27 protein-coding genes and 2 pseudogenes are annotated in these 25,423 nt (G+C 42.1%); all 29 read right to left on the bottom strand.

All coding sequences use genetic code 11. The features are described 5' to 3' along the window. Positions 1–4 precede the first annotated feature (4 nt). Entirely contained in the window at positions 5–1,303 is a 1,299-nt protein-coding gene (gene purB, locus B7709_RS05660; RefSeq protein WP_000610729.1) for an adenylosuccinate lyase, read from the bottom strand. Positions 1,304–1,370: 67 nt separating this feature from the next. Then, positions 1,371–1,585: pseudogene (locus tag B7709_RS10090) on the bottom strand (phosphoribosylaminoimidazole carboxylase). Positions 1,586–1,648: 63 nt separating this feature from the next. Further along, on the bottom strand, positions 1,649–2,671 hold the full coding sequence (locus B7709_RS05650) for a HEPN domain-containing protein (protein WP_084972042.1): 1,023 nt from the start codon (positions 2,669–2,671) through the stop codon (positions 1,649–1,651). After that, positions 2,655–3,809 carry a DUF262 domain-containing protein gene (locus B7709_RS05645; protein WP_084972041.1) on the bottom strand — a complete coding sequence of 385 codons (1,155 nt, stop codon included), beginning with the start codon at positions 3,807–3,809 and terminating at the stop codon, positions 2,655–2,657. Before B7709_RS05645 ends, B7709_RS05650 begins: the two co-directional genes overlap by 17 nt. A 201-nt stretch (positions 3,810–4,010) precedes the next feature. Beyond that, positions 4,011–4,703, bottom strand: a complete 693-nt coding sequence (locus B7709_RS05640; RefSeq protein WP_084972040.1) for an aspartate/glutamate racemase family protein — start codon at positions 4,701–4,703, stop codon at positions 4,011–4,013. Between the two features lie 3 nt (positions 4,704–4,706). Beyond that, positions 4,707–4,933: pseudogene (locus B7709_RS05635) on the bottom strand (phosphoribosylaminoimidazole carboxylase). A 14-nt stretch (positions 4,934–4,947) separates the two neighbouring features. After that, entirely contained in the window at positions 4,948–5,583 is a 636-nt protein-coding gene (locus B7709_RS05630; protein WP_084972039.1) for a YdcF family protein, read from the bottom strand. A 147-nt stretch (positions 5,584–5,730) separates the two neighbouring features. Beyond that, positions 5,731–6,810 (bottom strand): 5-(carboxyamino)imidazole ribonucleotide synthase, encoded by a 1,080-nt coding sequence (gene purK, locus B7709_RS05625; protein ID WP_084972038.1) that lies wholly within the window; start codon positions 6,808–6,810, stop codon positions 5,731–5,733. Beyond that, a complete protein-coding gene (gene purE, locus B7709_RS05620) occupies positions 6,797–7,288 on the bottom strand; it encodes a 5-(carboxyamino)imidazole ribonucleotide mutase (RefSeq protein ID WP_000165491.1) in 492 nt (163 codons plus the stop codon). The genes purK and purE overlap by 14 nt, the downstream gene beginning before the upstream one ends. A gap of 201 nt (positions 7,289–7,489) precedes the next feature. Continuing rightward, positions 7,490–8,755 carry a phosphoribosylamine--glycine ligase gene (gene purD / locus B7709_RS05615; protein WP_084972037.1) on the bottom strand — a complete coding sequence of 422 codons (1,266 nt, stop codon included), beginning with the start codon at positions 8,753–8,755 and terminating at the stop codon, positions 7,490–7,492. Positions 8,756–8,875: 120 nt separating this feature from the next. After that, positions 8,876–10,423: a bifunctional phosphoribosylaminoimidazolecarboxamide formyltransferase/IMP cyclohydrolase gene (gene purH / locus B7709_RS05610; protein ID WP_084972036.1), complete on the bottom strand. Its 1,548-nt coding sequence runs from the start codon at positions 10,421–10,423 to the stop codon at positions 8,876–8,878. 20 nt (positions 10,424–10,443) lie between these two features. Then, a complete protein-coding gene (locus tag B7709_RS05605) occupies positions 10,444–10,863 on the bottom strand; it encodes a hypothetical protein (RefSeq protein WP_084972035.1) in 420 nt (139 codons plus the stop codon). Then, a complete protein-coding gene (gene purN / locus B7709_RS05600) occupies positions 10,863–11,414 on the bottom strand; it encodes a phosphoribosylglycinamide formyltransferase (protein ID WP_084972034.1) in 552 nt (183 codons plus the stop codon). Before purN ends, B7709_RS05605 begins: the two co-directional genes overlap by 1 nt. Further along, a complete protein-coding gene (gene purM, locus B7709_RS05595) occupies positions 11,411–12,433 on the bottom strand; it encodes a phosphoribosylformylglycinamidine cyclo-ligase (protein WP_084972147.1) in 1,023 nt (340 codons plus the stop codon). The genes purN and purM overlap by 4 nt, the downstream gene beginning before the upstream one ends. 38 nt (positions 12,434–12,471) lie before the next feature. After that, on the bottom strand, positions 12,472–13,914 hold the full coding sequence (purF, locus tag B7709_RS05590; protein WP_084972033.1) for an amidophosphoribosyltransferase: 1,443 nt from the start codon (positions 13,912–13,914) through the stop codon (positions 12,472–12,474). A gap of 12 nt (positions 13,915–13,926) precedes the next feature. Beyond that, positions 13,927–17,652 carry a phosphoribosylformylglycinamidine synthase gene (locus B7709_RS05585; protein ID WP_084972032.1) on the bottom strand — a complete coding sequence of 1,242 codons (3,726 nt, stop codon included), beginning with the start codon at positions 17,650–17,652 and terminating at the stop codon, positions 13,927–13,929. Positions 17,653–17,718: 66 nt separating this feature from the next. After that, entirely contained in the window at positions 17,719–18,426 is a 708-nt protein-coding gene (purC, locus tag B7709_RS05580) for a phosphoribosylaminoimidazolesuccinocarboxamide synthase (RefSeq protein WP_000043285.1), read from the bottom strand. A gap of 168 nt (positions 18,427–18,594) precedes the next feature. Then, a complete protein-coding gene (comB, locus tag B7709_RS05575) occupies positions 18,595–19,944 on the bottom strand; it encodes a competence pheromone export protein ComB (RefSeq protein WP_000801579.1) in 1,350 nt (449 codons plus the stop codon). Positions 19,945–19,956: 12 nt separating this feature from the next. Continuing rightward, complete coding sequence (gene comA / locus B7709_RS05570; RefSeq protein ID WP_084972031.1) at positions 19,957–22,110, bottom strand: peptide cleavage/export ABC transporter ComA; 2,154 nt, start codon at positions 22,108–22,110, stop codon at positions 19,957–19,959. 165 nt (positions 22,111–22,275) lie between these two features. Then, entirely contained in the window at positions 22,276–22,464 is a 189-nt protein-coding gene (locus B7709_RS10260; protein WP_084972030.1) for a hypothetical protein, read from the bottom strand. Between the two features lie 132 nt (positions 22,465–22,596). Next, positions 22,597–22,791, bottom strand: a complete 195-nt coding sequence (locus tag B7709_RS05560; RefSeq protein ID WP_084972029.1) for a hypothetical protein — start codon at positions 22,789–22,791, stop codon at positions 22,597–22,599. 324 nt (positions 22,792–23,115) lie between these two features. Next, the gene (locus tag B7709_RS05550; RefSeq protein ID WP_084972027.1) at positions 23,116–23,325 is read right to left on the bottom strand and encodes a bacteriocin immunity protein; all 210 of its coding nucleotides are present in this window, start codon (positions 23,323–23,325) and stop codon (positions 23,116–23,118) included. Positions 23,326–23,349: 24 nt separating this feature from the next. Next, positions 23,350–23,538 (bottom strand): hypothetical protein, encoded by a 189-nt coding sequence (locus B7709_RS05545; protein ID WP_084972026.1) that lies wholly within the window; start codon positions 23,536–23,538, stop codon positions 23,350–23,352. An 80-nt stretch (positions 23,539–23,618) separates the two neighbouring features. Continuing rightward, positions 23,619–23,831 carry a bacteriocin immunity protein gene (locus tag B7709_RS05540; protein WP_084972025.1) on the bottom strand — a complete coding sequence of 71 codons (213 nt, stop codon included), beginning with the start codon at positions 23,829–23,831 and terminating at the stop codon, positions 23,619–23,621. A gap of 38 nt (positions 23,832–23,869) precedes the next feature. Then, a complete protein-coding gene (locus B7709_RS10120) occupies positions 23,870–24,025 on the bottom strand; it encodes a hypothetical protein (protein WP_000732134.1) in 156 nt (51 codons plus the stop codon). Positions 24,026–24,234: 209 nt separating this feature from the next. Continuing rightward, positions 24,235–24,411 carry a hypothetical protein gene (locus B7709_RS10115; protein WP_164497054.1) on the bottom strand — a complete coding sequence of 59 codons (177 nt, stop codon included), beginning with the start codon at positions 24,409–24,411 and terminating at the stop codon, positions 24,235–24,237. Positions 24,412–24,424: 13 nt separating this feature from the next. Then, complete coding sequence (locus tag B7709_RS05535; RefSeq protein ID WP_001056955.1) at positions 24,425–24,583, bottom strand: class IIb bacteriocin, lactobin A/cerein 7B family; 159 nt, start codon at positions 24,581–24,583, stop codon at positions 24,425–24,427. A gap of 15 nt (positions 24,584–24,598) precedes the next feature. After that, the gene (locus B7709_RS05530) at positions 24,599–24,742 is read right to left on the bottom strand and encodes a class IIb bacteriocin, lactobin A/cerein 7B family (RefSeq protein WP_084972024.1); all 144 of its coding nucleotides are present in this window, start codon (positions 24,740–24,742) and stop codon (positions 24,599–24,601) included. Between the two features lie 443 nt (positions 24,743–25,185). Then, on the bottom strand, positions 25,186–25,422 hold the full coding sequence (locus tag B7709_RS05525) for an acyl carrier protein (RefSeq protein ID WP_084972023.1): 237 nt from the start codon (positions 25,420–25,422) through the stop codon (positions 25,186–25,188). Position 25,423 lies beyond the last annotated feature (1 nt).

Raw genomic sequence — 25,423 nt, 5'->3', positions numbered from 1 at the left:
AGGTTTAATCACCGAGCCCGATACGTTCAAAGATATCATCCACACGTTTGGTGTAGTATGCAGGGTTGAAAATTTCGTCGATTTCTTCTTGAGTCAAGCGTGATGTCACCTCTGGATCTGCTTCAAGAAGCGGTTTGAAGTCTACTTGGTTATCCCAAGAGTAGGCTGTTTTTGGTTGCACCAAGTCATAGGCTTGCTCACGGGTCATACCTTTTTCAATCAAGGTCAACATAGCACGTTGGCTAAAGATAAGACCGAAAGTTGAGTTCATGTTGCGGATCATGTTTTCTGGGAAGACCGTCAAATTCTTAACGATGTTTCCAAAACGGTTGAGCATGTAGTCAATCAAAATAGTCGTATCCGGTGTGATGATACGTTCAGCTGATGAGTGGGAAATGTCGCGTTCGTGCCAGAGAGCAACATTTTCATAAGCTGTCACCATGTGACCACGGATAACACGCGCAAGACCCGTCATATTTTCAGAACCGATAGGGTTGCGCTTGTGAGGCATTGCTGAAGATCCTTTTTGACCTTTGGCAAAGAACTCTTCCACTTCGCGCTGCTCAGACTTTTGTAAACCACGGATTTCCGTCGCCATACGCTCGATAGAAGTCGCAATGCTCGCAAGAACTGCAAAGTACTCAGCATGAAGGTCACGAGGAAGCACCTGTGTAGAGATTTCTTGGGCACGGATACCAAGCTTGTCGCAGACGTATTGCTCAACGAATGGCGGGATGTTGGCAAAGTTCCCAACCGCACCAGAAATCTTACCAGCTTCCACACCAGCAGCCGCATGCTCGAAACGCTCGATATTGCGCTTCATTTCACTGTACCAAGTTGCTAATTTAAGACCAAAGGTTGTAGGCTCCGCATGCACACCGTGGGTACGACCCATCATGATGGTGAACTTGTGCTCCTTAGCCTTGTCAGCGATGATGTTGGTAAAGTTTTCAAGGTCACGACGGATGATGTCGTTGGCTTGCTTGTAGAGGTAACCATAAGCTGTATCCACCACGTCGGTAGAAGTCAACCCATAGTGCACCCATTTGCGCTCTTCACCAAGAGTCTCAGATACCGCACGTGTAAAGGCAACCACATCGTGACGAGTCTCTTGCTCAATCTCTAAAATACGGTCGATGTCAAAGTCCGCCTTCTCGCGAATCAAAGCCACATCTTCCTTAGGGATTTCCCCCAATTCAGCCCATGCCTCGTCAGCCAAGATTTCCACCTCAAGCCAAGCACGGTATTTATTTTCTTCACTCCAAATGTTCGCCATCTCAGGGCGAGAGTAACGGTTGATCATTTTGTTTATTTTTCCTTTCTTCTTAAGCTTTTGGGAATAAGCTAGCTAAGTGAACGAAGCTTCTCTACTAAAAATCTTCTTTCCCAATCCATACAGATGGATAGTGATCTAGTGTATTCAAATCCGTATCCAGCGGGACATCATAGATTGCTAAGTAGTTTTCAGGGTATTGTGTAGCTAGTTCTTCATATTTAGCTTGTACCTTATCAGGAACTATTCTTACAAAAAATATCTTAACTACCGTCCAGATTTATTTTCCCCAACAAGATAGTTTGTGATTATTTTAAATCAAATAATTAAACAAAACTACGAAACAAAATAAAAATTAGACAGTTGTATTCCGCTTTACTTTATTGTAAAAAAACGCAAACTTCCTTCATTCCTACGTATCGTACCGGTTTTATACAATTCCTCCAATTCTAGTCTATAGTCATAACCTATAGCTGTAAAAGTTTCTTTTTTAATAATTTTAAATTTTTTTATTTTTTTAAACCCAGAAATATCTTTATTCATAAAAACACAAATTGCCCCCTCCTCTGGCTCAAATCTACCAGCATTTAACTTAATATTTACTTTCATTTTCTTACTATTAGATTTTTTAGTAGCAACTTTTTCGAAATTAGTAATCTCTTCCAATTCAGGAAAATTATTAGATAATAATTTTATTAATATTTCATCCTGCAAAAAATTATCCAGTGCTGAAAAAATCTCTAGAAACAAGTCCAATAAACTAAGCCATACTTCTTTATCAAATCTCGCACCTGTTGGACTTTTAAAACTATGAGCGATTGAATTCCTTTGCGATACCAAAAAATCAATGTAAGATTCGACATTTCTTTCAGGTCTAAACTCATCGCCACTAACATCGAATTCAATTGAAGATAATTTGGTAACTAGTAGGTCGCTCAAATCGTTCTGAGAAAAGTATGCTTCTAAGAATTCGATATTGAAATCACATTTTTTGAATAAGTCCTTCAATGTAGAATACCATAAGTTATTTGTATCAAAAAACAAGTCTTTTTCTTTTATAATTTCGGAAATCTCTAGAATTTTTTTAAAACCAAGCGTGTCCATTTTTTCTTTAGTCCTCTTAGAACGAGTTGAAAAGATATTTTTATAGTATTCTTCAATAAATTTTTCTGTAGTAAGCGCCATAGGATATCTCTGAAATATCTCATAAACTACTCCGTACACTTCACTTTCCCATAAAGAGTATAAAGCTATAAAAAAATAATTTTCGTAAACTGTTTGTTCTGCAGGTTGTGCAGTATCACTATTGAATCCCTCAACGAGGTCTCTAATTTTTTGAATTTTTTTACCAGTTCCTTTAAACCAAAAGGAACTATCTAGATTAATTGCTTGTATCATTTATAATCTCCGAGTTTAAAAAATTATAAAACGCTTTTTGTCTTTCTAAAACTTTACTAAACGAAGTATATTTGCCATTAAATAATTCTCTATTCGACTCTAAAAAATCATTCTTCAGTTGAACATTATTCTCAATATCCATATCTCCGTTTAATCCAACTTCTTTATCAATACACATTGAACAAGCTAGCATCACCGTGTCAAAAAGCATTTTCTCACTTTTCGTACCATTATTTTTATTAAATGCTTGCTCACCAAAAAGCTTTTTAACTAAATCGAGAGTATTTTCAATATATAATTTTAGATTTTTAACCTTCGATTCATCAAAATATACCGATTTAGCGGAATAATAATCTAAAGCCTGAGATGTTCCAACAGCGGTATTATTATTATAAGATAGGTCTTTATAAGCAAAAAAACGTAAAATCATTTCTCGGTTTCCCATTCGATTTTTACTATCTCCTCCAGAATGCCATAGATTGTTGAATGTATCATTATTGTCAGCAAAATCGTTTATCATTGTATTCATTATACTAGTATTTACAGCATTCCTAATTTCTTGCTTTGTAAGTGTAATCCCACCTGTATTAAGTCTTTCAAAAATCAATCTTTTTAGTTCATCTTGTTTTTCTTTAGTATTTTTAGAATCACTTAAAATAACTGAACCCGATAGATACCGACTACCTATTGCATCTTGAACTTCAGGAATTAACTCATTATAAGAGCAACCATTCAACTCTTCCCAAACTTCTAAACCCTTTAATTTAAATTTATTATTAAGAAAATCAATTATTGTCGAAATTCTTTGTAATCCATCCATTACTTCATATTTGCTGGGAGAAATTTCGTATAAAAAAATCGGAGGTATTGGAATATTCATTATAAGACTTTCAATCAGTCTAGACTTTCTTTGAGGATCCCAAACTTTATTTCTTTGATAATCTGGATTTAAATTATATGCTTTAAATATAACTGGCAGAGCTGCAAGAGGATATCTTGCTTGGTCAATCACTAAATTATACTCACCAGAAGACAATTTTTTCTTGATTTCTTGTGTATCCACGGTATCTATTAACTTAGCATCAGCAGTTTCCTTTTTTATTTTCCCATAAAAAACATTAAATAATGTATCAGTCATTTTATCACCACTTCTATTTTATTATATAATTTCCTATTACCATTAGTTGACTGACTTTATCAGCTACGACAAACCTAGTCAACCTTGCAGGGTTAAGACAGCGAACCTTTTAATTAGGGCCCTGTCTTACTCCCCAACTATCCGGCGCATCACTAAACAAAGTTATATGCCCTACCTTACGATCTCGCTTGTCTTCTATAGTCACTTATTTACCGCCCACTCCGCTGCTTTCTCTGCATGAATCACTGTTGTGTCATAGAGAGGCAGGTCGGTGTCGGATTGCTTGACGAGGAGACCTATCTCGGTACAACCCAAGATAACGGCCTCTGCGCCCGCTTTTTTCAAATCATCTATAACGGCAAGATAAGTCTGCTTTGAGCTTTCTTTGATGTTCCCTAGGCAAAGTTCGTCATAAATGATTCGATTGACCTCTGTAATACCAACTTGGTCTGGAATCAGCACTTCTAACCCAGACTCTATTAATTTCTCCTTGTAAAAATCTTGGGCCATGGTGTACTTAGTCCCTAGGAGGCCGACTTTTTCAATACCGTCAACCAACAAGGCCTGCGCAGTTGCCTGCGCAATATGCAAGATTGGAATCGTAATCTTTTCTTGTATCTGCGGAGCAACCTTGTGCATGGTGTTGGTACAAATAACGATGAAATCCGCACCTGCTTGCTCCAAGCGCTGAGCAATATCTGTCAACAGTTGACCGCTTTTCTCCCAGTCTCCAACTGCCTGATAATGCTCAATCTCTGCAAAATCAACACTATAAAGTAGAATCTTAGCAGAATGCAGGCCACCCAGCTCTTTTTTAATAGTTTCGTTGATGATTTGGTAGTAAGATGTGGTACTTTCCCAACTCATACCACCAATCAGACCGATAGTTTTCATAGACTAATTAAATTCCTCCTTGCTTATCGCCACCGACGGATAATGCGGCAGGGTGTTAAGGTCAGTATCCAATGGCGAATCATAGATAGCCAGATAATTGTTTGGATATTGAATCTTTAATTCCTGATATTGGCTTTTACTTTTTCATGGTCGGCACTGGCAAAGAGTACTTCCACAACGGCGATTTCTTTTCCTTCCTCCACAAAAGCATTAACGATGATTTGAATCATAGAAACCTCCTATATCACAATTCAACATCTAACTTTAAAATATCTCCCTTTTCTCCATAATGGAGAAGCCGCAGATATTCTCCCCAAACTCTGGACTTGCCAATGTCTGTATTCATCCAGCTATACCGACCAATCTCAACATCCTTGTAAAAAGCATTGAAGGTATATGGGATGTAGCGAAGATGCTTTGGCAAGTGCTGAGCCAAGGTCCGCCATTGCCTACCAGTCGCGTGACTTTTGCAAATGAACATAACGGTCTCAACAGTATTAAAATCAAAAATTTCTTTGGCAAACAGTACGTTTTCTAAAGTATTGCTAGAGGAGTTTTCAGATTTAATCGCTTCTTCAGGAATGCCTGCAGCCATCAGATGCTGGATAATAACCTCTGCCTCTGTATGTCCATTCCAATCTGGATGAGGCGTTCCTGTCAAACTTCGACCGCCGGTCACAATAATTCTTCTTACATAGCTTTTTTGATAAGCCTCAATAGCTTTTTCCCAGTGGCCTGGATGAGTTCCGCTGAAAACAAATAAAACATCACACGGCTGAGGTTCGATTATTTCCCCAAAAACACTCTTAGTCAAAAAAGAGATTTCTTTATCAGAGAACTCTTTCGGCACTTCCGGACTTTTCGGGATAATTGGTTTCATCTATAGTATTTCCTCCACAGAATTTTCTGAAAAATCAATCCCTTCTAGCAGTAGTTGACTAACTTCTCTTGCTGACTTTATCAGCCACGACAAGCCTAGTCAACCTTGCAGGGGTAAGACGACGGACCTTATAACTGGGGTCCTGTCTTACTTCCCAAACTCAACCACACTATCCGGTACATCACTAAACAAGGTCACATGTCCCATCTTACGGTTGTGCTTTGCTTCTATTTTACCATACAGGTGGAGGTGGGTGCTTGGATTTTCTACGACATACTTTTCAGCGGCCTCAACGTGTTGACCGAGAACGTTGAGCATAACGGCAGGCGCATGTAGGTGGATAGCTGGCAATGGTGCTCCGAGAACACCCAAGATGTGCGTGTCAAACTGTGAAAAGTCGCAGGCTTCGATGGAGTAATGCCCTGAGTTGTGTGGACGTGGCGCAATCTCATTGACGATAATATCATCAGCTGTCGCAAACATTTCCACGCAGAGGGTTCCAGATAGCTTGAGCTGTTCTGCAATTCGCACCGCCACAGATTTGGCTTTATCTGCTAGACTATCAGAAATTCGAGCTGGAACGATGGTCTTAGACAGGATGTTGTTGCGGTGGATATTTTCCTGAACTGGGAAAACTGTCACGTCCTTGCCATTTCCCGACACGATGACGGAAATTTCGAGGTCAAAGTTGACAAATTCTTCCAAAACGCAGTCTGCTGAATCTGCTAATGCATAGGCTTCTTCCAAATCTGCTTTCGAGCGAATGACCTTTTGTCCATGACCGTCGTAGCCACCAGTCGCCGTTTTGAGGACATAGTTTTTCGATAGGTCAATATCTGCCAAGTCTTGGCTTGAGGTCACGACCTTGTAAGGTGCCACAGTGACTTGTGCCTTGTTTGAGAGAAAATCCTTTTCAAAGATGCGATTTTGAGAAATGCGAAGGAGGTCTGTTCCTTGGGGGAGTTGTCCATCCTTGATAACCGCATCCAAACCGCCAGCATCAACATTTTCAAATTCATAAGTGAGGACATCGCAACGCTCAGCCAACTGACTGAGGGCATCCACATCATTATAAGGAGCCACGATGATCTCCGCCACGCGAGAGGCTGGGCAATCCGCGGCAGGATCCAGCGCGATAACCTTGTGGCCCATGTAGATAGCAGAAATGGCCATCATCTGACCCAGCTGGCCGCCACCGATAATTCCGATTGTTTTAGATGAGCTCATTTGTAGACTCCTCTGCGATTTTTCCTTGTTCTTCTGCAAAATCTGCCAAAGCTGTCGCGATAGCCTGATCCTCTACTGATAGGAGACGGAGGGCAAAAAGAGCCGCATTGGTCGCGCCTGCTTCACCGATAGCCATGGTTGCCACAGGTACACCGCCTGGCATCTGCACGATAGAGTAGAGCGAGTCCACGCCACTAAGAGCACGTGATTTGACTGGTACACCAATGACAGGAAGGGTTGTTTTTGCTGCGACCATACCTGGCAAATGGGCTGCACCTCCAGCACCAGCGATAATGACCTTGATACCGCGACTACGGGCTTCTTCTGCATGTCTGAACATAAGGTCTGGTGTGCGGTGGGCAGAGACGACTTTCTTTTCGTAGGCTACACCAAAGCGGTCTAGGACTTCTGCTGTTTTTTGCATGGTGGCCCAGTCTGATTTGGAGCCCATGATGATGGAAATAATTGGTTTAGTCATAATTTTTCCTTTTTTCTTCTTTTTTGATAATGGTCTTAGGTGGTGGGGACGGAAGCAAACCTTCGGTTTCATTCCTAAACTTTGAGCCTAGAGTCTCAAAGTTTCCCTAGACCAGAACAGAAATTGTTCTGGTCTTTTCACCACGGCGACCATTATCTTACTTTGGCTCGCTTTCGCTCGCCATGACAAATTTAGTAGCTACTAATCTTTTATAGCCTTGCTTCCGATATCTGTTCGGTAAAAGAGACCTTCTGTGTTTTGTTTGTCGAGTTCACTGTAAATAATGTTTTGTCCGTCTTTGACAGTATCTGCTGTGGTGACGAGCATGTAAACACGTCCGCCATTTGACAGCAGTGCTCTGCTATTTTCCGAAAACTTAGCCCCTGCATAGTAGGTGATGATGTCGCCTTCTGTCTTAGCTGGTAACTCAACGCCCTTTTTATAATCTAGCGGGTAGCCGTTTGAAGCTACAACCACGCCTAGCGTCACACCCTTATCCGTCCACGTGATGTTTGGCTCCTTGCCATCGAGGATATCCGTGATATTTTGTGCAAAGTCAGATGTCAAACGAGGCAAGATGATTTGCGTTTCTGGATCTCCGAAGCGAGCGTTAAACTCTATAACCTTCGAACCGTCAGCAGTCAAAATAAGCCCCGCGTAGAGGACACCAAGATACGGACGATCTTCTTTAATCATCCCTTCAAGAACTGGCTTGACAATAGTGTCAACCGCTGTGGCAACCACGCTCTCTGGCAAGTGAGGAACTGGCGCATAGGCACCCATACCGCCCGTGTTAGGCCCCTTGTCACCATCGTAGGCACGTTTGTGATCCTGAGCTGTTGGCATGATGTAGAACTTGTCACCATTGACAAAGGCAAAAAGTGAAAATTCCTCACCTTCAAGAAATTCCTCAATAACCACACGCGCACCTGAGTCACCAAATTTATTGTCCAAGAGCATCTCGTGAGCGGCTTCGACTGCTTGCTCAACTGTCTCAGCAACGACGACACCTTTCCCAAGCGCCAAGCCATCCGCCTTGACCACGATAGGAGCCCCCTGCTTTTCGATATAGGCCTTAGCTTCCTCAAAGTCTGAGAATGTGCCATAGGCTGCTGTCGGAACGCTGTATTTGACCATTATTTCCTTAGCAAAATCCTTGGACCACTCCAGCTCCGATGCAGCCCTAGTCGGACCAAAAGCCTTGAGCCCAGCTTGGTTAAAATCATCCACAATCCCAGCCGCAAGGGCGTCATCTGGACCAATGAAGGTCCAAGCAATATCGTTGGCTTTTGCAAACTCAATCAATTTAGAATGTTCGGAAATAGAGATATTTACCAATTCCAGACCATCCAGAGTCATTCCATCATTTCCAGGGGCTACAAAAACTTTTTCAACGTCTTTTGATTCAAGTAACTTCTTAGCAATCGCATGTTCACGACCACCCGAACCGACAACTAACAGCTTCATCTCTCAACCTCTTTTGCGAATTATTTACTAACATTATATCACAAACGTTCGTTTTAATCTTGTTTCACTTAGCATTTTAAACCAAAAAAGGAAAGAAACCGTTTTCTTCCCTTTCGTTTTTTAATGTCTAAAATGTCTTACACCTGTGAAGACCATGGTCAAGCCATATTTATCCGCTGCTTCGATAGACTCTTGGTCACGCACAGACCCACCTGGCTGGATGATGGCCTTGATACCTGCTTTGGCGATTTCTTCCACGTTATCCGCAAATGGGAAGAAGGCATCTGAAGCAAGAACAGCGCCGTCAAGACGGTCTTTGGCTTGGTCAATGGCGATACGAACAGAGGCCACACGGTTAGTTTGACCCGGGCCAACACCAAGTGTCATGTGGTCGTTGGTTACGATGATTCCGTTTGATTTGACGTATTTGATGGCCTTCCAAGCGAACTCAAGAGCTGTCGCTTCTGTCTCGGTTGGCTGGCGTTTGGTCACCACTTGCCAGTCAGCTGGGCTTTCCTTGACCACGTCTTGATTTTGCACCAGAAGTCCACCTACTACGCCTGTGTACTCTGCTTCTACTTCACTGGCATCCTGAGCGTCGAATGGCAAGGCAAGGATACGCAAGTTTTTCTTTTTGTTGGTCAAAATGGCTAACGCTTCATCTGTATAGCTCGGTGCGATGATGATCTCGAGGAAAACGCCGTGCATCTTCTCAGCTGTCGCAGCATCCACCTCACGGTTGAGAACCACAATCCCACCGAAGATAGACACTGGATCAGACTCATAAGCGTAGTCCCAAGCAGTTTCAATATCATTAGCCTGACCGATTCCACATGGGTTCATGTGTTTCAAAGCCACAACGGTTGGATGTTCTTTGAAATCACGGATAATACGAATGGCAGCATCCGCATCACGGATATTGTTGAAGGATAGTTCCTTACCGTTAAGCTGTTTGGCTGATGCAATGGAGTAATCCGTTGGCAAGGCTTTTTGGTAGAAGTCTGCGTCTTGTTGAGGATTTTCACCATAACGCATTGATTGCTTGAGGTCATAGGTTAAAGTGAGTTTTTCAGGTTTGCTTTCACCCACTTGAGCTGTGAAGTATTCTGCAATCAAGGCATCATAAGCTGCTGTATGACGGAAAACCTTGGCTGCCAAACGTTGACGCGTTTCATAACTTGTTTCGCCATTAACTGACAACTCATCCAAAACCACTGCATAGTCAGCAGGGTCTACCACAACCGTCACGCTGGCATGGTTTTTAGCTGCTGAACGAAGCATAGACGGCCCACCGATATCGATATTTTCAACTGCATCAGCATAAGTTACGTCTGGTTTGAGAATGGTTTCCTTGAAAGGATAGAGATTGACCACCACAAGGTCAATCAATTCAATCTTATTATCTTTAGCCGCTTCCAAGTGGCTGTCCAAGTCACGACGAGCCAAAAGACCCCCGTGGATATTTGGATGAAGGGTCTTGACACGACCGTCCATCATTTCTGGAAAACCAGTCACATCATCGATCGCAATGGTCTCCACCCCAGCATTATCAAGGGCAACCTTTGTCCCACCTGTCGAGATAATATCCCAACCAAGTTTTTTGAGTTCTTGGGCAAATTCAACAATGCCCGCTTTATCTGAGACTGAAATAAGTGCTCGTTTAGTCATTTGTTCTCCTTATTACTATTTTATTTACTATGTTCTAATTTTTCTAACTCAAAAACAAAACGATCAGTAAAATAACCAACTACCAGTGGAATAAAAAACAAAGTTAGTATCTTGTTAATATTATTTAATATTATTTTGTCTAAATTCCAAATAGCTTCTTCTGAATTAAAGCCTTGATACGTCTGTCCAATTACACACATCAATAAAATAAACATTCCGAATGCGCAAATGAAATAATCAAATTTTCCTCTAAAATTTTTTCCTGTTCTAAATTTTGTCCACGATAAAGTGAAAATAGTAATGAATAGAGGAGCTAAAATATTTTCTAATATAAAATCTTTAAAAGGTGCACTCGGATACCCAAGCCATAAAATACATACAATTATTATGATGCAAAGACGGCATATATATTTACATGATTTCTTATTGCTTTGACGCATTATCTTCTCTCCACTCCCAAACTATCTAACACCTCTGTATACAACTTGTACTCCGCTTCATGAATCCGGGCTTCAAAACTATCAATCGTATCATCAGCCAGCCGTGGCACACGCACTTGTTTGATGACCTTTCCTGTATCCACACCCGAATCCACCCAGTGAATGGTCACGCCGCTCTCACTAACACCAGCATTCCAAGCATCCTCAATCCCATGAGCTCCTGGAAATTCGGGCAGGTAGGCTGGATGGATATTGATAATACGCCCCTCGTAGGCTCCAAGTAAGGTTGGTCCAACGATTTTCATGTAGCCAGCGAGGCAAACCAAGTCAATCTGGTGTTCTTCCAAGAGTTCGACAAGAGCTGCTTCGTAGTCCGCCTTGTTCTCAAACTCCTTGAGTTCAAAAGCATAGGACAGGACGCCGAGCTTGTCTGCACGTTCCAGCACATAGGCGTCACGATGGTCTGAAAAGACAAACTCCACCGGAAATTCTTCGGCAATCATCTGAAAATTTGAGCCGTTACCAGAGGCAAAAACCGCTATTTTTTTCATTTGATGATGACACTTTCGTTTTCTTTCTTGACGATGCGACCAATTTCATAGACTGGTTCATCCAGCAATTCCTTGACACGACCTACATTTTCAGGCTTGACTGCCAGCATGAGGCCTACACCCATATTGAAGATTTCAAACATTTCTTCGTGCTTGATTTCACCGTATTTTTCAAGAGCTTTGAAGATTGGTAAGACTGGAACCTTGCTTTCCTCAATCTCTGCAGCCAAGTCAGCCGCAAACATGCGAGGGACATTCTCGATAAAGCCGCCACCAGTGATGTGGGCAATGCCGTTGACCAACTCTTCCTTGATGAGTGGCAAGACAGTCTTAACATAGATACGAGTCGGCTCAAGAAGAACTTCCTTGAGTTTCTTGCCTTCCAATTCTGGTAAAACTTCCTCACCTGTATAGTCGGCAAAGACACGACGAACGAGTGAGTAACCATTAGAGTGAATCCCACTTGAGGCAAGTCCGAGAAGCACATCCCCTTCTGCCACTTTTGAGCCGTCAATGATTTGAGATTTTTCAGCCACACCGACCGCAAAACCAGCCAAGTCATAGTCATCTGCGCCATACATACCAGGCATTTCAGCCGTTTCCCCACCAATGAGGGCAGCGCCTGCCTGCACACATCCTTCTGCCACACCAGCAACCACTTGTTCTAGTTTAGCTGGTTCATTTTTACCAGTCGCGACGTAGTCGAGGAAATAGAGGGGCTCCGCACCTGCAGCGATGATATCATTGACACACATGGCTACACAGTCCTGCCCAATCGTGTCATGCTTGTCGTACTTGATGGCTAGCATAAGCTTGGTTCCGACACCATCAGTCCCTGAAATCAAGACAGGCTCTTTGACATTTGTTTTTGAAAGGTCAAACATGCCACCGAAACCACCAAGAGCCCCCATGACACCTGCACGCTCCGTACGAGCCACGTGCTTTTTGATCCGCTCAACAACTTCATAACCCGCTTCAACATCCACGCCCGACTGAGCATAAGCATTTTTATTTGTCATCTTCTCTTCCTTTCCTTTCATGGAGAATCGTCTTCCGCCTATTTGTAAAAACTTGTCTTATCCCCTAAGCTTCTACGATATTCTTCTTCATAATCATAGAGAGGAGTTGGGTAATCTCCGTCAAAGTAAGCGACACAGAGACCACCATTCGGTGCATCTGTTTCAATCCCGATAGAGTTAATCAAGCCATCAATTGAAAGATAGGTCAGGCTATCCGCACCAATGATTTGGCAGGTCTCTTCAACCGTATGATTGGCAGCAATCAACTCCTGACGCGTCTGGATATCAATCCCATAGAAACATGGATAAGCTAGCGCTGGACTGCCAATAGCAACGTGAACCTCAGACGCACCTGCTTCTTTCAATAGCTGAACGATGCGACGAGAGGTTGTCCCTCGGACAATGGAATCATCCACCATAACCACACGTTTGCCTTTAACAACACCCGAAACGGCTGATAGCTTCATCCGCACACCTTGCTCCCGCAATTCTTGAGTTGGTTGGATAAAGGTGCGTTGGGTGTATTGGTTTTTTATAAGACCCATTTCGTTTGGGAGTCCTGATTCTTCCGCAAAGCCCATAGCTGCACTGAGTGACGAGTTTGGCACACCGACCACGATATCTGCCTCATGCTTAAATTCACGCGCTAATTGGGCACCCATACGTTTCCGTGCCGTATGGACATTGACTCCATGGATATTGGAGTCAGGACGGGCAAAATAGATATACTCCATAGAGCAAATCGCGAGCTGAGTATCATTCGTATAGCTATCATACTGGATGCCATTGTCATCAATAATGACAATCTCGCCTGGTTTCACATCGCGAATCCACTCCGCGCCGATTACTTCAAAGGCACAAGTTTCAGAGGAAACGACTACCGCTCCATTAGCCATTTTTCCGATAGAAAGCGGACGGAAACCATTAGGGTCAAGCGCAGCAATCAACTTGTCCTCAAACAGCAAGATATAAGCAAAGCCACCTTTGACAAGGCTGAGCGCCTCCTTGATTTTGCCCATCAAGTTCGGATTGTGACTCCGACGAATGAGGTGAGCCAAGATTTCCGAGTCCGAAGTCGCGCTGAAAATCGCGCCTCTTTGTTCTAATTCTTGCTTGAGAGATTCTGCATTGGTCAGATTTCCATTATGAGCCAAGCCAAACTGCATATCATGAAAGCGAAAAAGGAAAGGTTGGATATTGTCTACAGAAGCTTCTCCCGCAGTCGCATAACGCACGTGTCCAATCGCTCCAGTCCCTGTCAATTTATCCAAATTAGCAGGATCTCTGAAGACTTCTGATAAAAGCCCCATATCACGATGGCGCTTCAATTGTCCATGGTCATTGGAGAGGATCCCTGCCCCCTCCTGACCACGGTGCTGAAGACTGTGGAGCCCAAAATAGGTCAATTTAGCAGCATCTGGATGTCCCCAGATACCAAAAACACCACATTCTTCATTAAGAGATTTTACTTCGTATGTCATTTTTTATACCTTTTATTTCCCTGTGAAATAACGCACAGCTGACGCGAACAGGTGCTGGTCTTTATTTCCTGGGATGTTTTGGAAGAGACCGTCTTCATAACGTTCTGAGTGACCCATCTTACCGATGATTTGGCCGTTCTTGCTAGTGATTCCCTCGATAGCGTTGATTGAACCGTTTGGATTGTACTTAGAATCCATACTTGGCTTGCCTTCAAAGTCAACGTATTGGCTAAAGATTTGACCATTGTCGCGGAGCTCCGCAAATTCCTCAGCCGTCACGACAAATTTCCCTTCACCGTGCGATACTGGAATGGCATGGATATCGCCCACTTGTACTCCAGCCAACCATGGTGAGTTGGTATTGGCAATCCGAGTTTCCACCATCTTGGCCACGTGCTGGTTGGCATCATTGTAGAAGAGGGTTGGACTAGTACCGTTAGCATCCTCGAAGCTTCCATATGGAAGAAGGCCTGATTTGACGAGGGCTTGGAATCCATTACAGATACCGATAATCAAGCCACCACGAGCGATAAAGCCATCAATGGCTACACGCACTTTTTCATTGAGCAGGATATTGACAATAAACTTAGCTGATCCATCTGGCTCATCCGCAGCTGAGAAGCCACCTGCAAAGAAGAGGATGTTAGCTTTGCCGATGTTGTCAACCATAGTTTCAACTGACTTGACAATGGCTTCTTCATTCAAGGTCACAAATGGCACCAAATTGACTTCTGCACCTTCTTTTTCAAATGCCTTAGCTGAGTCATATTCTGAGTTTGTTCCTGGGAAGACCGGGATGTAAACCACTGGTTTTTCAATAGTTTTCTTGGCTTTGATGACTGCATCAGAAGCGACAGCTGGAACTTCTTCCAATTCTTTAGATTGAGCAAATTCTGTTGGGTAAACTTCTTCCAGTTTCCCTTGGAAGGCACTGTCAAGTTTGTGTCCATCTAGCTTCACACCGTTGACAACGAGTGTAAAGTCTGCTTTCGTTTGTCCAATATTCTCTACTCCAGCGATTTCTTCAGGAGATGTGAAGACAAATCCGCCTAATTGAGCTGTCAAGGCTGTTTCAAGTTCAGGCAAGGTCACCTCTGAACCGATATGGTTCCCAAAGGTAGCAAGAGCTAAGCTTTCAAGGACACCACCATATTTGACAGCTGATGCAGATGTCACTTTGTGAGCCTTTTGAATGCCTTCAAACTTGGCAAAGTTAGACTTAATCAAATCAAAATCAATCTCTGCAGAGAGGGCTTGACCTGGGATGTAGTAGATGTTTTCACCAACATTCTTGAACTCTGGAGAAAGCACCTTACGGCTATCTGCTGTCGTCACCCCAAAGGCAACCAAGGTTGGCGGTACAGTCAATTCTTCAAAAGTACCAGACATAGAGTCCTTACCACCGATAGATGGCAAGCCAAGCTGGATTTGTGCTTCGATAGAGCCTAGAAGAGCTGCTACTGGCTGACCGAAACGCTCTGCTTGCTTGTCCATGCGTTCAAAATACTCTTGATAAGAGAATCGGGCCTTAGACCAGTTTGCACCAGCAGCAACCAAACGAGCAGTTGCTTCGATAACCGCATAGGCAGCACCGTGATATGGAGACCATTCTGCCACATATGGATTGAATCCTTGAGCCATGACTGACGCAGTGTGAGTTACACCGTGTTGAACTGGCAATTTCTGCACAGATGCCTCAGTTGGTGTGAGTTGGTAGCGACCACCAAGTGGGTGATTGACCGTTGAACGACCGACCGAGCAGTCAAAGATGGTCTGCAATCCTTTTTGACTCGCATGGTTGAGATCAGATAGAACCGCAAGGGTATCTGCTTCAAGTGTGTCAACGCTTGTTGTGCGTTCTTCTGGAAGTTTGACACCCTTGTCTACCACCTTGGCATCAACGACTACGCGCACACCGTTTGTATCAAGGAAACGGCGTTCCAAGTCGACAATCGTTTCACCATTCCAGTGCATGACAAGATTTGGTTTTTCAGTCACTGTTGCCACAACAACCGCGTCAATATTTTCTTTATTACATTCCGCAACGAAGTCATCCACATCTTCAGGACGAACCACGACCGCCATCCGTTCTTGTGATTCAGAGATGGCAATTTCTGTACCATTCAAGCCTTGGTATTTAAGAGGAACCTTGTTGAGGTCGATTTCAAGACCATCTGCCAATTCACCGATAGCCACACAGACACCACCTGCTCCAAAGTCATTGGACTTCTTGATGAGACGAGTGACATCTCCATTACGGAAAAGACGTTGAATCTTGCGCTCTTCGATGGCATTCCCTTTTTGAACCTCAGCACCGGCAGTCTCTACAGACTCAACTGTTTGAACCTTAGAAGACCCTGTCGCACCACCGACACCATCACGTCCAGTCTTACCACCTAGCAAGATAACCACGTCACCCGCTTCCGGTTTTTCACGGACAACGTTGCCCTTGGGAGCTGCACCAACAACGGCACCAAGCTCCATGCGTTTGGCTACAAAGCCTGGGTGGAAGTACTCACGAACATAGGTCGTCGCAAGCCCAATCTGATTCCCGTAAGAAGAATAACCATGAGCAGCGGTTTTAGAAATAACTTGTTGCGGCAATTTACCAGCGCGAGTTTCTGAAATCGGAGCTGTAATATCACCTGCACCCGAAATCCGCATGGCTTGGTAAACGTATGAACGGCCTGACAACGGATCACGAATAGCTCCACCGATACAAGTAGCAGCCCCACCAAATGGTTCGATTTCTGTTGGGTGATTGTGGGTTTCATTTTTAAACATGAGAAGCCATGGCTCTTTCACTCCATTCACATCCACCTCGATTTCAACCGAGCAGGCATTGATCTCATCGGACACTTCCATGTCATCCAAACGACCATTAGCACGCTCATAACGACCGAAAATAGTCGCCATATCCATCAAGGTTTGTGGTTTTTCAGAACGGCCTAATTCCTCGCGCATAGCGATATATTTATCATAGGTCGCCTGCAATTGTTTTTGGAACTTAGAAGCTGAGAAATCAATCTGTTTCAACTCTGTCTCAAAAGTCGTGTGACGGCAGTGGTCAGACCAGTAAGTGTCCAAAACCTTGAGCTCTGTCTCAGTTGGCACGCGCCCGATTGACTTGAAGTAGTCTTGGATAAAGAGCAAATCATCCACTTCCATTGCCATCCCTTGCTCGGCCTTGTAGCGAGCAAAGTCTTCTGCCGTATAACTTTCAAAGAAAGTCAATTTAGGAATGGTCTTGTCCGACTCTGAAAATTCCTGCTTGGCAATCCCTGTCGTGATGTCCTTGAAACGAGAATCAACTGGGTTGAGCAGGTAGTTCTTGACCGCTTCCAACTCAATCGCATCAATATCCTTATTGACCAAGTAAAGCTGGGCTGTGTTGACTGTTACATCACTTGAACTTCCCAGTAAAAGCAAGGCTTCCTGTGAAGAAGCTGCACGCTGGTCAAATTGCCCTGGCAAACTTTCAATGGCAAAGAAAGCATAGTTGGTAAGATCCGCTTGCACGGCTGATTCATCCAAGACATGGTCTGTCACCTGCTCAGAGAAGATATGTTTTTCTGCAGGCGCAAACAAATTCTCTGCCAAATCAAAGACATCATAAACTTGCACAATGCGAATACTTTTCAAAGTTGACAGTCCCAAGTTGTGCTGGAGCTCCCTTACCAAACTCTCTGACTTGACCTGAAAATCAGCCTTTTTCTCAACAAAAATACGTTTATCCATCAATTCTTATTCCTTTATTTCAGCTCTTGCAATGTTCCCAACGACCTTGAGAGTCTTGCAAACAGATTATTTCAATTCCTGCAATTTCTCCCAGACAATCTCGTAAACGTCTGTTAATTCTCCGAGACCTCTACGGAAAACATCCTTGTCCATGTGGTTGCCATCCGCATCCCACAAACGGCAGTTATCTGGTGAAAACTCGTCTGCCAAGATAATCTTGCCATCCTTATCAAAACCGAACTCTAGCTTAAAGTCAATCAATTTAAGACCAATCTCAGCAAACCAAGCCTTCAAAAGTTCATTGATACGACGGGTTTCTTCCTTCAAGTAAGCAATCTGCTGGTCATCCGCAATTTTAAGGAATTTCACATGCTCGTCATTGATAAAGGGATCATCCAAATCATCATTTTTATAGTAAAATTCGACAATCGGAGTCTCAAATGCAATACCTTCTTCTACGCCAAAACGTTTTGAAAAGGAACCAGCCGTGTAGTTGCGGAGCACAACTTCCAAAGGAATAATCTCAACTTTTTTATTGAGCTGTTCCGTGTCTGAAAGTTTCTCCACAAAGTGAGTTGCTACACCAGCCGCATTTAATTTCTCAAAAATAAAAGATGAAATCTGATTATTCAAGACTCCCTTGCCCGCAATCTGCTCCTTCTTGACACCGTTGAAGGCAGTTGCCTGGTCCTTGTAAGTTGAAATAATGAGATTTTCATCCTCAGTTGTATAGATATCCTTGGCTTTTCCCGAATAGATCAGTTGTTTTGACATTTTAAAGTTCGCCTTTCGTTTTACTTGAGCACATTCTACCACAAAAGCATGAAAAATTCAAGGTTTTTACGAATAAATAACGTTTTTCTGTTTTAAGCGTAAAGAAAAACTGCAAGATGAACTCTTCTTACAGTTTTAAAATCATTTATCCTCTGAAAAACACGAATATTACCCTTTATTCAAAAATTGATCCCAAAAATAACGGAGATAGCTTTTCTTTCCCGTAATCATCTGCAGGCGGCCTTCTAAACCATAGCGAAGTGTTGCAGCCTGCTCAGAAGTCAGATGGGTCTCCGCCTCAATTTTAAAGAAATTTCCTTGTTCAGTCTTTGTAGCTGTCGCATCGATACTTGTAATCGTGGAATCCAGGAAAATTTGATTCTTCGCATCATTAGTCGTAGTATAACGGACAGAGTCCCCAATCTTGACTCTAGCAACATCTTTTGAACTGAGATAAGCTGTGAGTTTGGTTTTCCCTTCTTTTTCCAAGGATGGGTAGAGTTGGGCTAGCAGGGTTCCTTCTGCGACCATGGTAGAATCACTGGTTTCAGGATTAAGGTGAAGCACCCCATCCTCACTTGCTGTAATCTTCCCCTTATCGAGGAGACCTCCCTGGACTTTCTTACCCGACTCTGCTTCTAAAATTTTCTGATCCAAAAGAGTTAATTCCTGGCCAACTTTGACTAAGTGCTGAGACTTGAGCGATTCCAGTTGACTATCCAGTCCCGTTGCGTGGGCCTGCTGAGCTCCAGAACCCGCATACTGTACACGATACGTAGCTAGACTGGACTCTAGCTGGGCAATTTGTGCATCCACTTGCGCAATAACTTGCGATTTAGCTTGCGGATCTTCTTCACCTTGATTTTTATAGGTCTGATAAAAAGAGTAGGCTGGATTCTGACTATCCAGTTGATCTCCCTTTTCAATCGCTGACTTAGCTGTTTTGTAGTCTCGAATTTTATCCTCTGTTTGACTGATAAGATTGCCAATCTCGGCCTGGCTCTGACTTGCTGCCGCATTTTGAGAGGAGATGCTGGCATTTTGCTGAGAAACATTACTCCTAAGACTACTAGCTTGGCTGAGATAGTCTCGAAACATCTCCTGATAACCAAACTTATCCGCCTCTGGAAATTGATCACTCCCCTCTTTCAAACTGGATTGCAAATATCCCAACTGCTTTTTTTGATCCTTTAACATCTCCAATTGACTGGCGTATGCTTCGACCTGGACAGCCTCCGCCCCTTGCTGGTACTGAACGAGCAGATCTCCTTGCTTGACCAACTTGTTTTCTTCCAGATAATTGGCCACAATGCGTTGATTGCTAGTCGACTGGATATTGGCAATGATCCGACTCGGTTCGACAGTTGCTCGGGTAGACAAACTAATCTCCTTCTCTGCAAAAACTGCAAATCCCAGTAAAAACATGAACAGAAGTGACATAGGTAAAATCACCCGACTGGAAAAATTATGATAACGACGATTATAAAACTCCGCACTTTCTAAAAATTCTGGTTTCATCTTCTCCTCTTTCTAGCTATTGACCAAATGGGCATAAAAGCCATCCTGTGCAAGCAAGTCTGCAGGGGTGCCTTCTTCGACAATCTTGCCCTGATCCAAGACAACAACCTTCTCTGTCCGCTCAGCGATGGTCAAGCGGTGGGCGATGAAAATCAAGGTCTTGTCCAAAGCCATGAGATTATCAACAATCCGCTTCTCTGTCAAAATATCCAGACTGCTGGTCGCCTCGTCCAAGATCAAGACAGGCGCATCTGTCAAGAGAGCACGCGCCAGAGCGATTCGCTGACGTTGTCCACCTGAAATTCCAGCCCCATCCGAAGTTAATTCTGTCTGGTAATTCAGTGGCATGCGCTCGATATCCTCTCGAATCTCGGCCAATTCGACTGCCCGTAAGATATCCTCTTGAGTCGTCCCCTCCTTGGCTCCCAAAAGAAGATTCTCCAAAATCGTTCCGTTAAAGACATAGGGCTGTTGAGGCAGATAGTTGATATACTGGCGCAGGGCTTTTTTATCAATCTGATTGAGATTGACACCACCCAGACTAATCTCCCCTTGACTTGGGTCGTAAAAATTAACCATCATCTTGGCCAAGGTGGTCTTTCCTGACCCTGAAATCCCCACAAAAGCCACCTTAGACCCTTGCGGAATGGTCAAATTGATATCCGACAAGACGTCACGACCATAGCCATACTTGTAGTGAACCTGTTTAAAGGTCATATCCCCTTTCATCATGCTCAAATCTTCTACCGTTTTCTTCTCCTCAAACTCCGAAGCTACTAGATAAACCTCATTTAAGCGATTATTGGCAACCTGCGCTGTCTGAAGTTTGATTTGTAGGTTAATGATATTTTCCAAAGGATTGGTAAAGTAAACAAGCAGGGTGTTATAAGTAATCAGCTGACCCAAACTCATTTTCCCATCCATGACCAGAATAGCTCCCAGCCAGAGAACAGCAACATTGAGCAGGAGCTGGGCAACTTTTTTCAGTGCCTTTTGCTGGCTTTCTGCCCGACTGTAGGTAAAGGATTTTTTCAGATAAGCCACAAATTCCTTATCAATCTTTTGATAGCGTGAACTTTCACTGGTCAAAGACTTAATGGTCTCAATACCGTTGATGTCCTCGATGATAGAAGAAGACAGAACCGCATTAGCTTCCATGGTATCCCGATTCATCTTTTCAAAAGGCTTCATAAAGGCAAAGATAATCACTGTATAGATGGGAAGCGCAAGCAGACTAATGAAAAAGAGTGTCATATTTTGTGAAAACAAGACCAGCGAGATAATCAAAATCGTCGACACATCTAGGAAAATCGACAGAATGGTCGACGCCAACGCATCGATGATACTGTTGGCATCTGTAAAACGAGATACGATTTCTCCTGTCCTGCGTGTCGCAAAGAAGGACATAGGCAGGTGAAAAACATGCTTGATATAGGACAAAATCACGTCAATCGACAAGCGTTGCCCAAGGATCAGTAGGAGATACTCCTGGGCATAAGACAAGATCTGCTGGAGAATATAGACGATGACCAACCCAATAGAGATAATACCCAAGGTCGAACGCATCTGGTCTGGTACGTAACTATCAATGATAGACTGCAGATAATAAGAACCCACAATATTAATCAAGGTTACCAAGAGTGTTGCCAAAACGATATTGGCAATCAAGCCACGCTGCTTCACTAATATAGGGATAAAAGAGAGCAGACCATTCTTTTGATCCTTATGAGGCTTGTAGTCTGGACTAGGTGCCATAAAAAGAGTCACTCCTGTCCATTCTTCCGCAAAACGCTCACGTGGCAGTTTGGTCAATTTCACCCCAGGATCTGGATCTGCAATATGAATGCTATCCTTATCCTGCCCAGTCACCACATAGTAGTGGAGCAATTTTCCTTCCTTAAGCACATGGGCAACAAAAGGAAAAGTCAAATCTGGCAAGTCAAAAAGCGTCATATCCGCCTTAATTGCTCGCGTCTCAAAACCAATCTCCTCTGCCACCTTGACCAAGCCCAAAGCCGTCGTCCCATCCATGGTCGTCTTAGCTAGTTCTCGTAGATGAGCCAAGGAGTAATAACTACCATAGTAGCCAAATACCATGGCCAAGGAAGCCACGCCACAATCCATCTGATCCACCTGGGGACGATAGTGCCTTTTCCCAAATTTCATATCCATCTCCTTTTTTCTAATAATCTCTTAAAACTTTGTAAGATTATTTTAACCAAACAAGGAAGAAATAAGGGAATTATTTCTGAAAAAACAATATCCGCACCTGAACAGCACTTTTCCCTAAATAAAAATAGGTAGAACAAACGTCCTACCTAAAATATATATTTATTTCTTTTTCTTCCTAATTCTTTTGTCAATCATGTACAAAACGATAATCGAAAACAGCGGTGGTACAATATAACTCTTTTCACTCATTGTCAGCTGAAATCCCAAGGTTGCTAGCATCTTAAAGATGAAAATATTCATCAAAAATAGAAAAACAAATACTAAAAAATATCCTAAAACCTTCTTCATTTCTTTTCTTCAACTTTCCTAATTTCTACACCTATTTTATCAAAAATATATGTAAAACTCCAAATAAACACCTCAACTGCACTTTTTTTGGCAAAAAATAGGCAGAACAAGCGTCCTGCCTAGATCATTCAATTACACAGATTTCTTACCTTTCCCTCTTCTTTTGTGAATGGCGTATAAAACGATAAACGCAAACACCGGGGGTACCATATAACTATTTTCACTCATTGTTACCTGAAATCCTAAAGTTGCTAGTATCCCAAAGATGAAAATATTCATCAAAAATAGGAAAGTGAATACAAGAATAGATTTTAAAATCTTAGTCATTTTCGTCCTCATTGCCTTCTTTAGCCGTTATTTTTTGGATAGTATGGTATTTTACCGCTATGTAAATGATTAAAAGAAGTAGGGGATAAGAGAACAAGTCTGAAACTTCCATAAAATTTACACCATACTTTCCTGGTAATAGCTTATAGTCCATTAAAACTTGAAGGATCGGTAGTACAATACGTACTAGTAGAAGCCCCCCTAATAACATCACTTCTTTTTTAACATACGGACACCATCCTAACTAAATGTAGATTACGGTTCATTGGTCTAACACTCCAATATTTCTCTTATACTGAAGCTACAGAAATCAGACTCATGTTGTCATCGTTTATTATCTTTTTCTTCACTTCTATAAAGTAAGATAAAGATTATCAAGAATACTGAAATCGTAGGTATATCAAAAGATTCAAACCATGTAGGTAGATGTATCTTGTTTACATCAGCTACGATTCTAATAATTAGATAAGCCATCGAGCTAAACAATACAGTGGTCTCTGGCCAAGCTTTTCCTAGTAATTGAACAACTTTCATCCCAAACTCCAATCTGATGGTCCATCAATTTCCAATCGTACTTTCTTTTGTTTTGTACTTGTATCCTAGATAAAACAGACCAAGCAGAATTGGATAGGTTTCTGGATAAAACAAGGTATTGATCGGATTTTTCAAAATCAAATACGTTGCGATGTAGATAATGAGTGATGCAATAAAATATCCCTCAACAAAACCTAATAAGAATTTTTTCATGGTAGACTCCTATTTACCTGATAAGAAAGGCGGAAAAACTCCGCCATTCACATGCACAAAATCCTTTTGATTCAGATTGATCATTTATAGTTTTGATTATTTTTTGACAAATCTTTGCAAAAAATACCAAAATAGCCCGAAGCAAACAAACCAGCTAAAGTCCACTGCCAATTAAAGGATACTAATGAACCTGTACGAATCAGATGAAGCGCGAGATGCAGGCCGATTGCCAATAAAGGAAATATAGTGGCTAATTTAGGTAAGAGTGTATTGAGATTAATGTTGTGATTCATGGTTAATTTCCCTACATACTTTATCCCAAATTTTTAGCTTAACGTCTACTTCCTAGATAACGCCCATACATATAAGAAGCGACTCCTAAAATACCCCAAGCTATTGCTGTTGAAGTAGTAACAACGATGCCTCCTTCAGTAACGGATAAGTCTGCTTCTGTCATGATGTCAAATTTTTCATCCAGTTTTTTCATTGTTCCATTCTCTCCTTTTTAAATAATACTAGCTAATTCAATAGCTACTCCAACCAAAAGCTCTACTATTCCTGAAGCTGATATAATAATTACTGAAAATTTTTCTGAAATCTTCGTTTATTTCTCCATTTTTTTAGTTCTTTTTTCATTGATAGTAACTAAAAGATGACTATTCAATAGTATTTCCCACGTGCTAACAATAGTTCTCTTTAAACCTTGTTTTCGCCTGAATCCAAATAACTCATCATTAAAATAAGGATTGGAATCCATAATTCTGAGCCTACATACTGATCAACCTTAAAGGTAATTACATTTAAATCACCTAGAACGCAGAGTGCTCCAAAACCGATTAAAAGCACGCCTATTAAATTTTTTCGATTTTTCATACCTAATCACTTTTTATCCAAACCTACGCTTTAAATCTTGCCCGATTAATCTACCGCCAAGGAAAATAGTCACTCCAATACCAATCGTAGCGAATGTGATCACGCCTCCATCAGTATTCATCAATTCGTCTTCTGTCAACTCTGGCCAATTATTTAAATTATTCATATTCATTTTATCCTCCTATTATCACATAAAGTATCCCCAAGCAATACCGCCAATAAGTAGGATGCCCCCTACTACCACAGCAGTAACAGAACCCCCATCCACATCCATCAACTCTTCTTCTGTAAGAGTTACAAAGCTCTGTTCCATTTTGTCAAAGTTTGTCATCTTTTTTCTCCTTTATTTCTATTTTTTAGTTTACGACTTCTAGATTTTAAACCATTTTAAAAACCAGATTGGGTAAATTACTGAAATCATTTTCTTCTCTCCTTCCTTTTCTTCTCACTTATCTATTCGAGAAGTGATTTAAAATGAACAGGTAAATTTCATTTATTTTAAATACCATTTGATAAACCATGGCAATAAGATTGGTAAATACATCGCGTAGTCTCCTTCCTTTTCCTCTTACCTATCTATTCGAAAAACAATTCGAAAATGAACAACTGTTTCATTTTTATTTTAAAAACCACTTGATGTACCATGGATACAAGATTGGCATGTACATGAACGTTCCTCCTTTTTCTTTCTCATCTCTTTATTCGCAATTTCTACTAAAAGTTTCTCTTTTTTCTGCAAACAAAAAAACAACATGACTTGCATGTTGCTTATGGCTATTTTTTACCTTTAATAATCGCTACCACATCCGCTACACTTTGAAGTTGGTCGATTTCCTCATCACTGATTTCGATACCAAATTCATCTTCTAGCGTCAAGACGAACTCCATCAAGTCCACTGAGTCTGCATCAAGGTCGTCTTTCAAACTCAAAGCTTCTGTCACGACAAAGTCCTCTCCCTGTCGTTCTTGGATAATGGTTACAATACGGTCAAAAATTTCTTTTTCTGTCATC

Origin of the sequence: Streptococcus oralis subsp. dentisani (assembly GCF_002096335.1) — a bacterium.
GTDB classification, from domain to species: Bacteria; Bacillota; Bacilli; order Lactobacillales; family Streptococcaceae; genus Streptococcus; species Streptococcus oralis_Z.
This window is presented reverse-complemented; position numbering and strand designations above follow the sequence as displayed.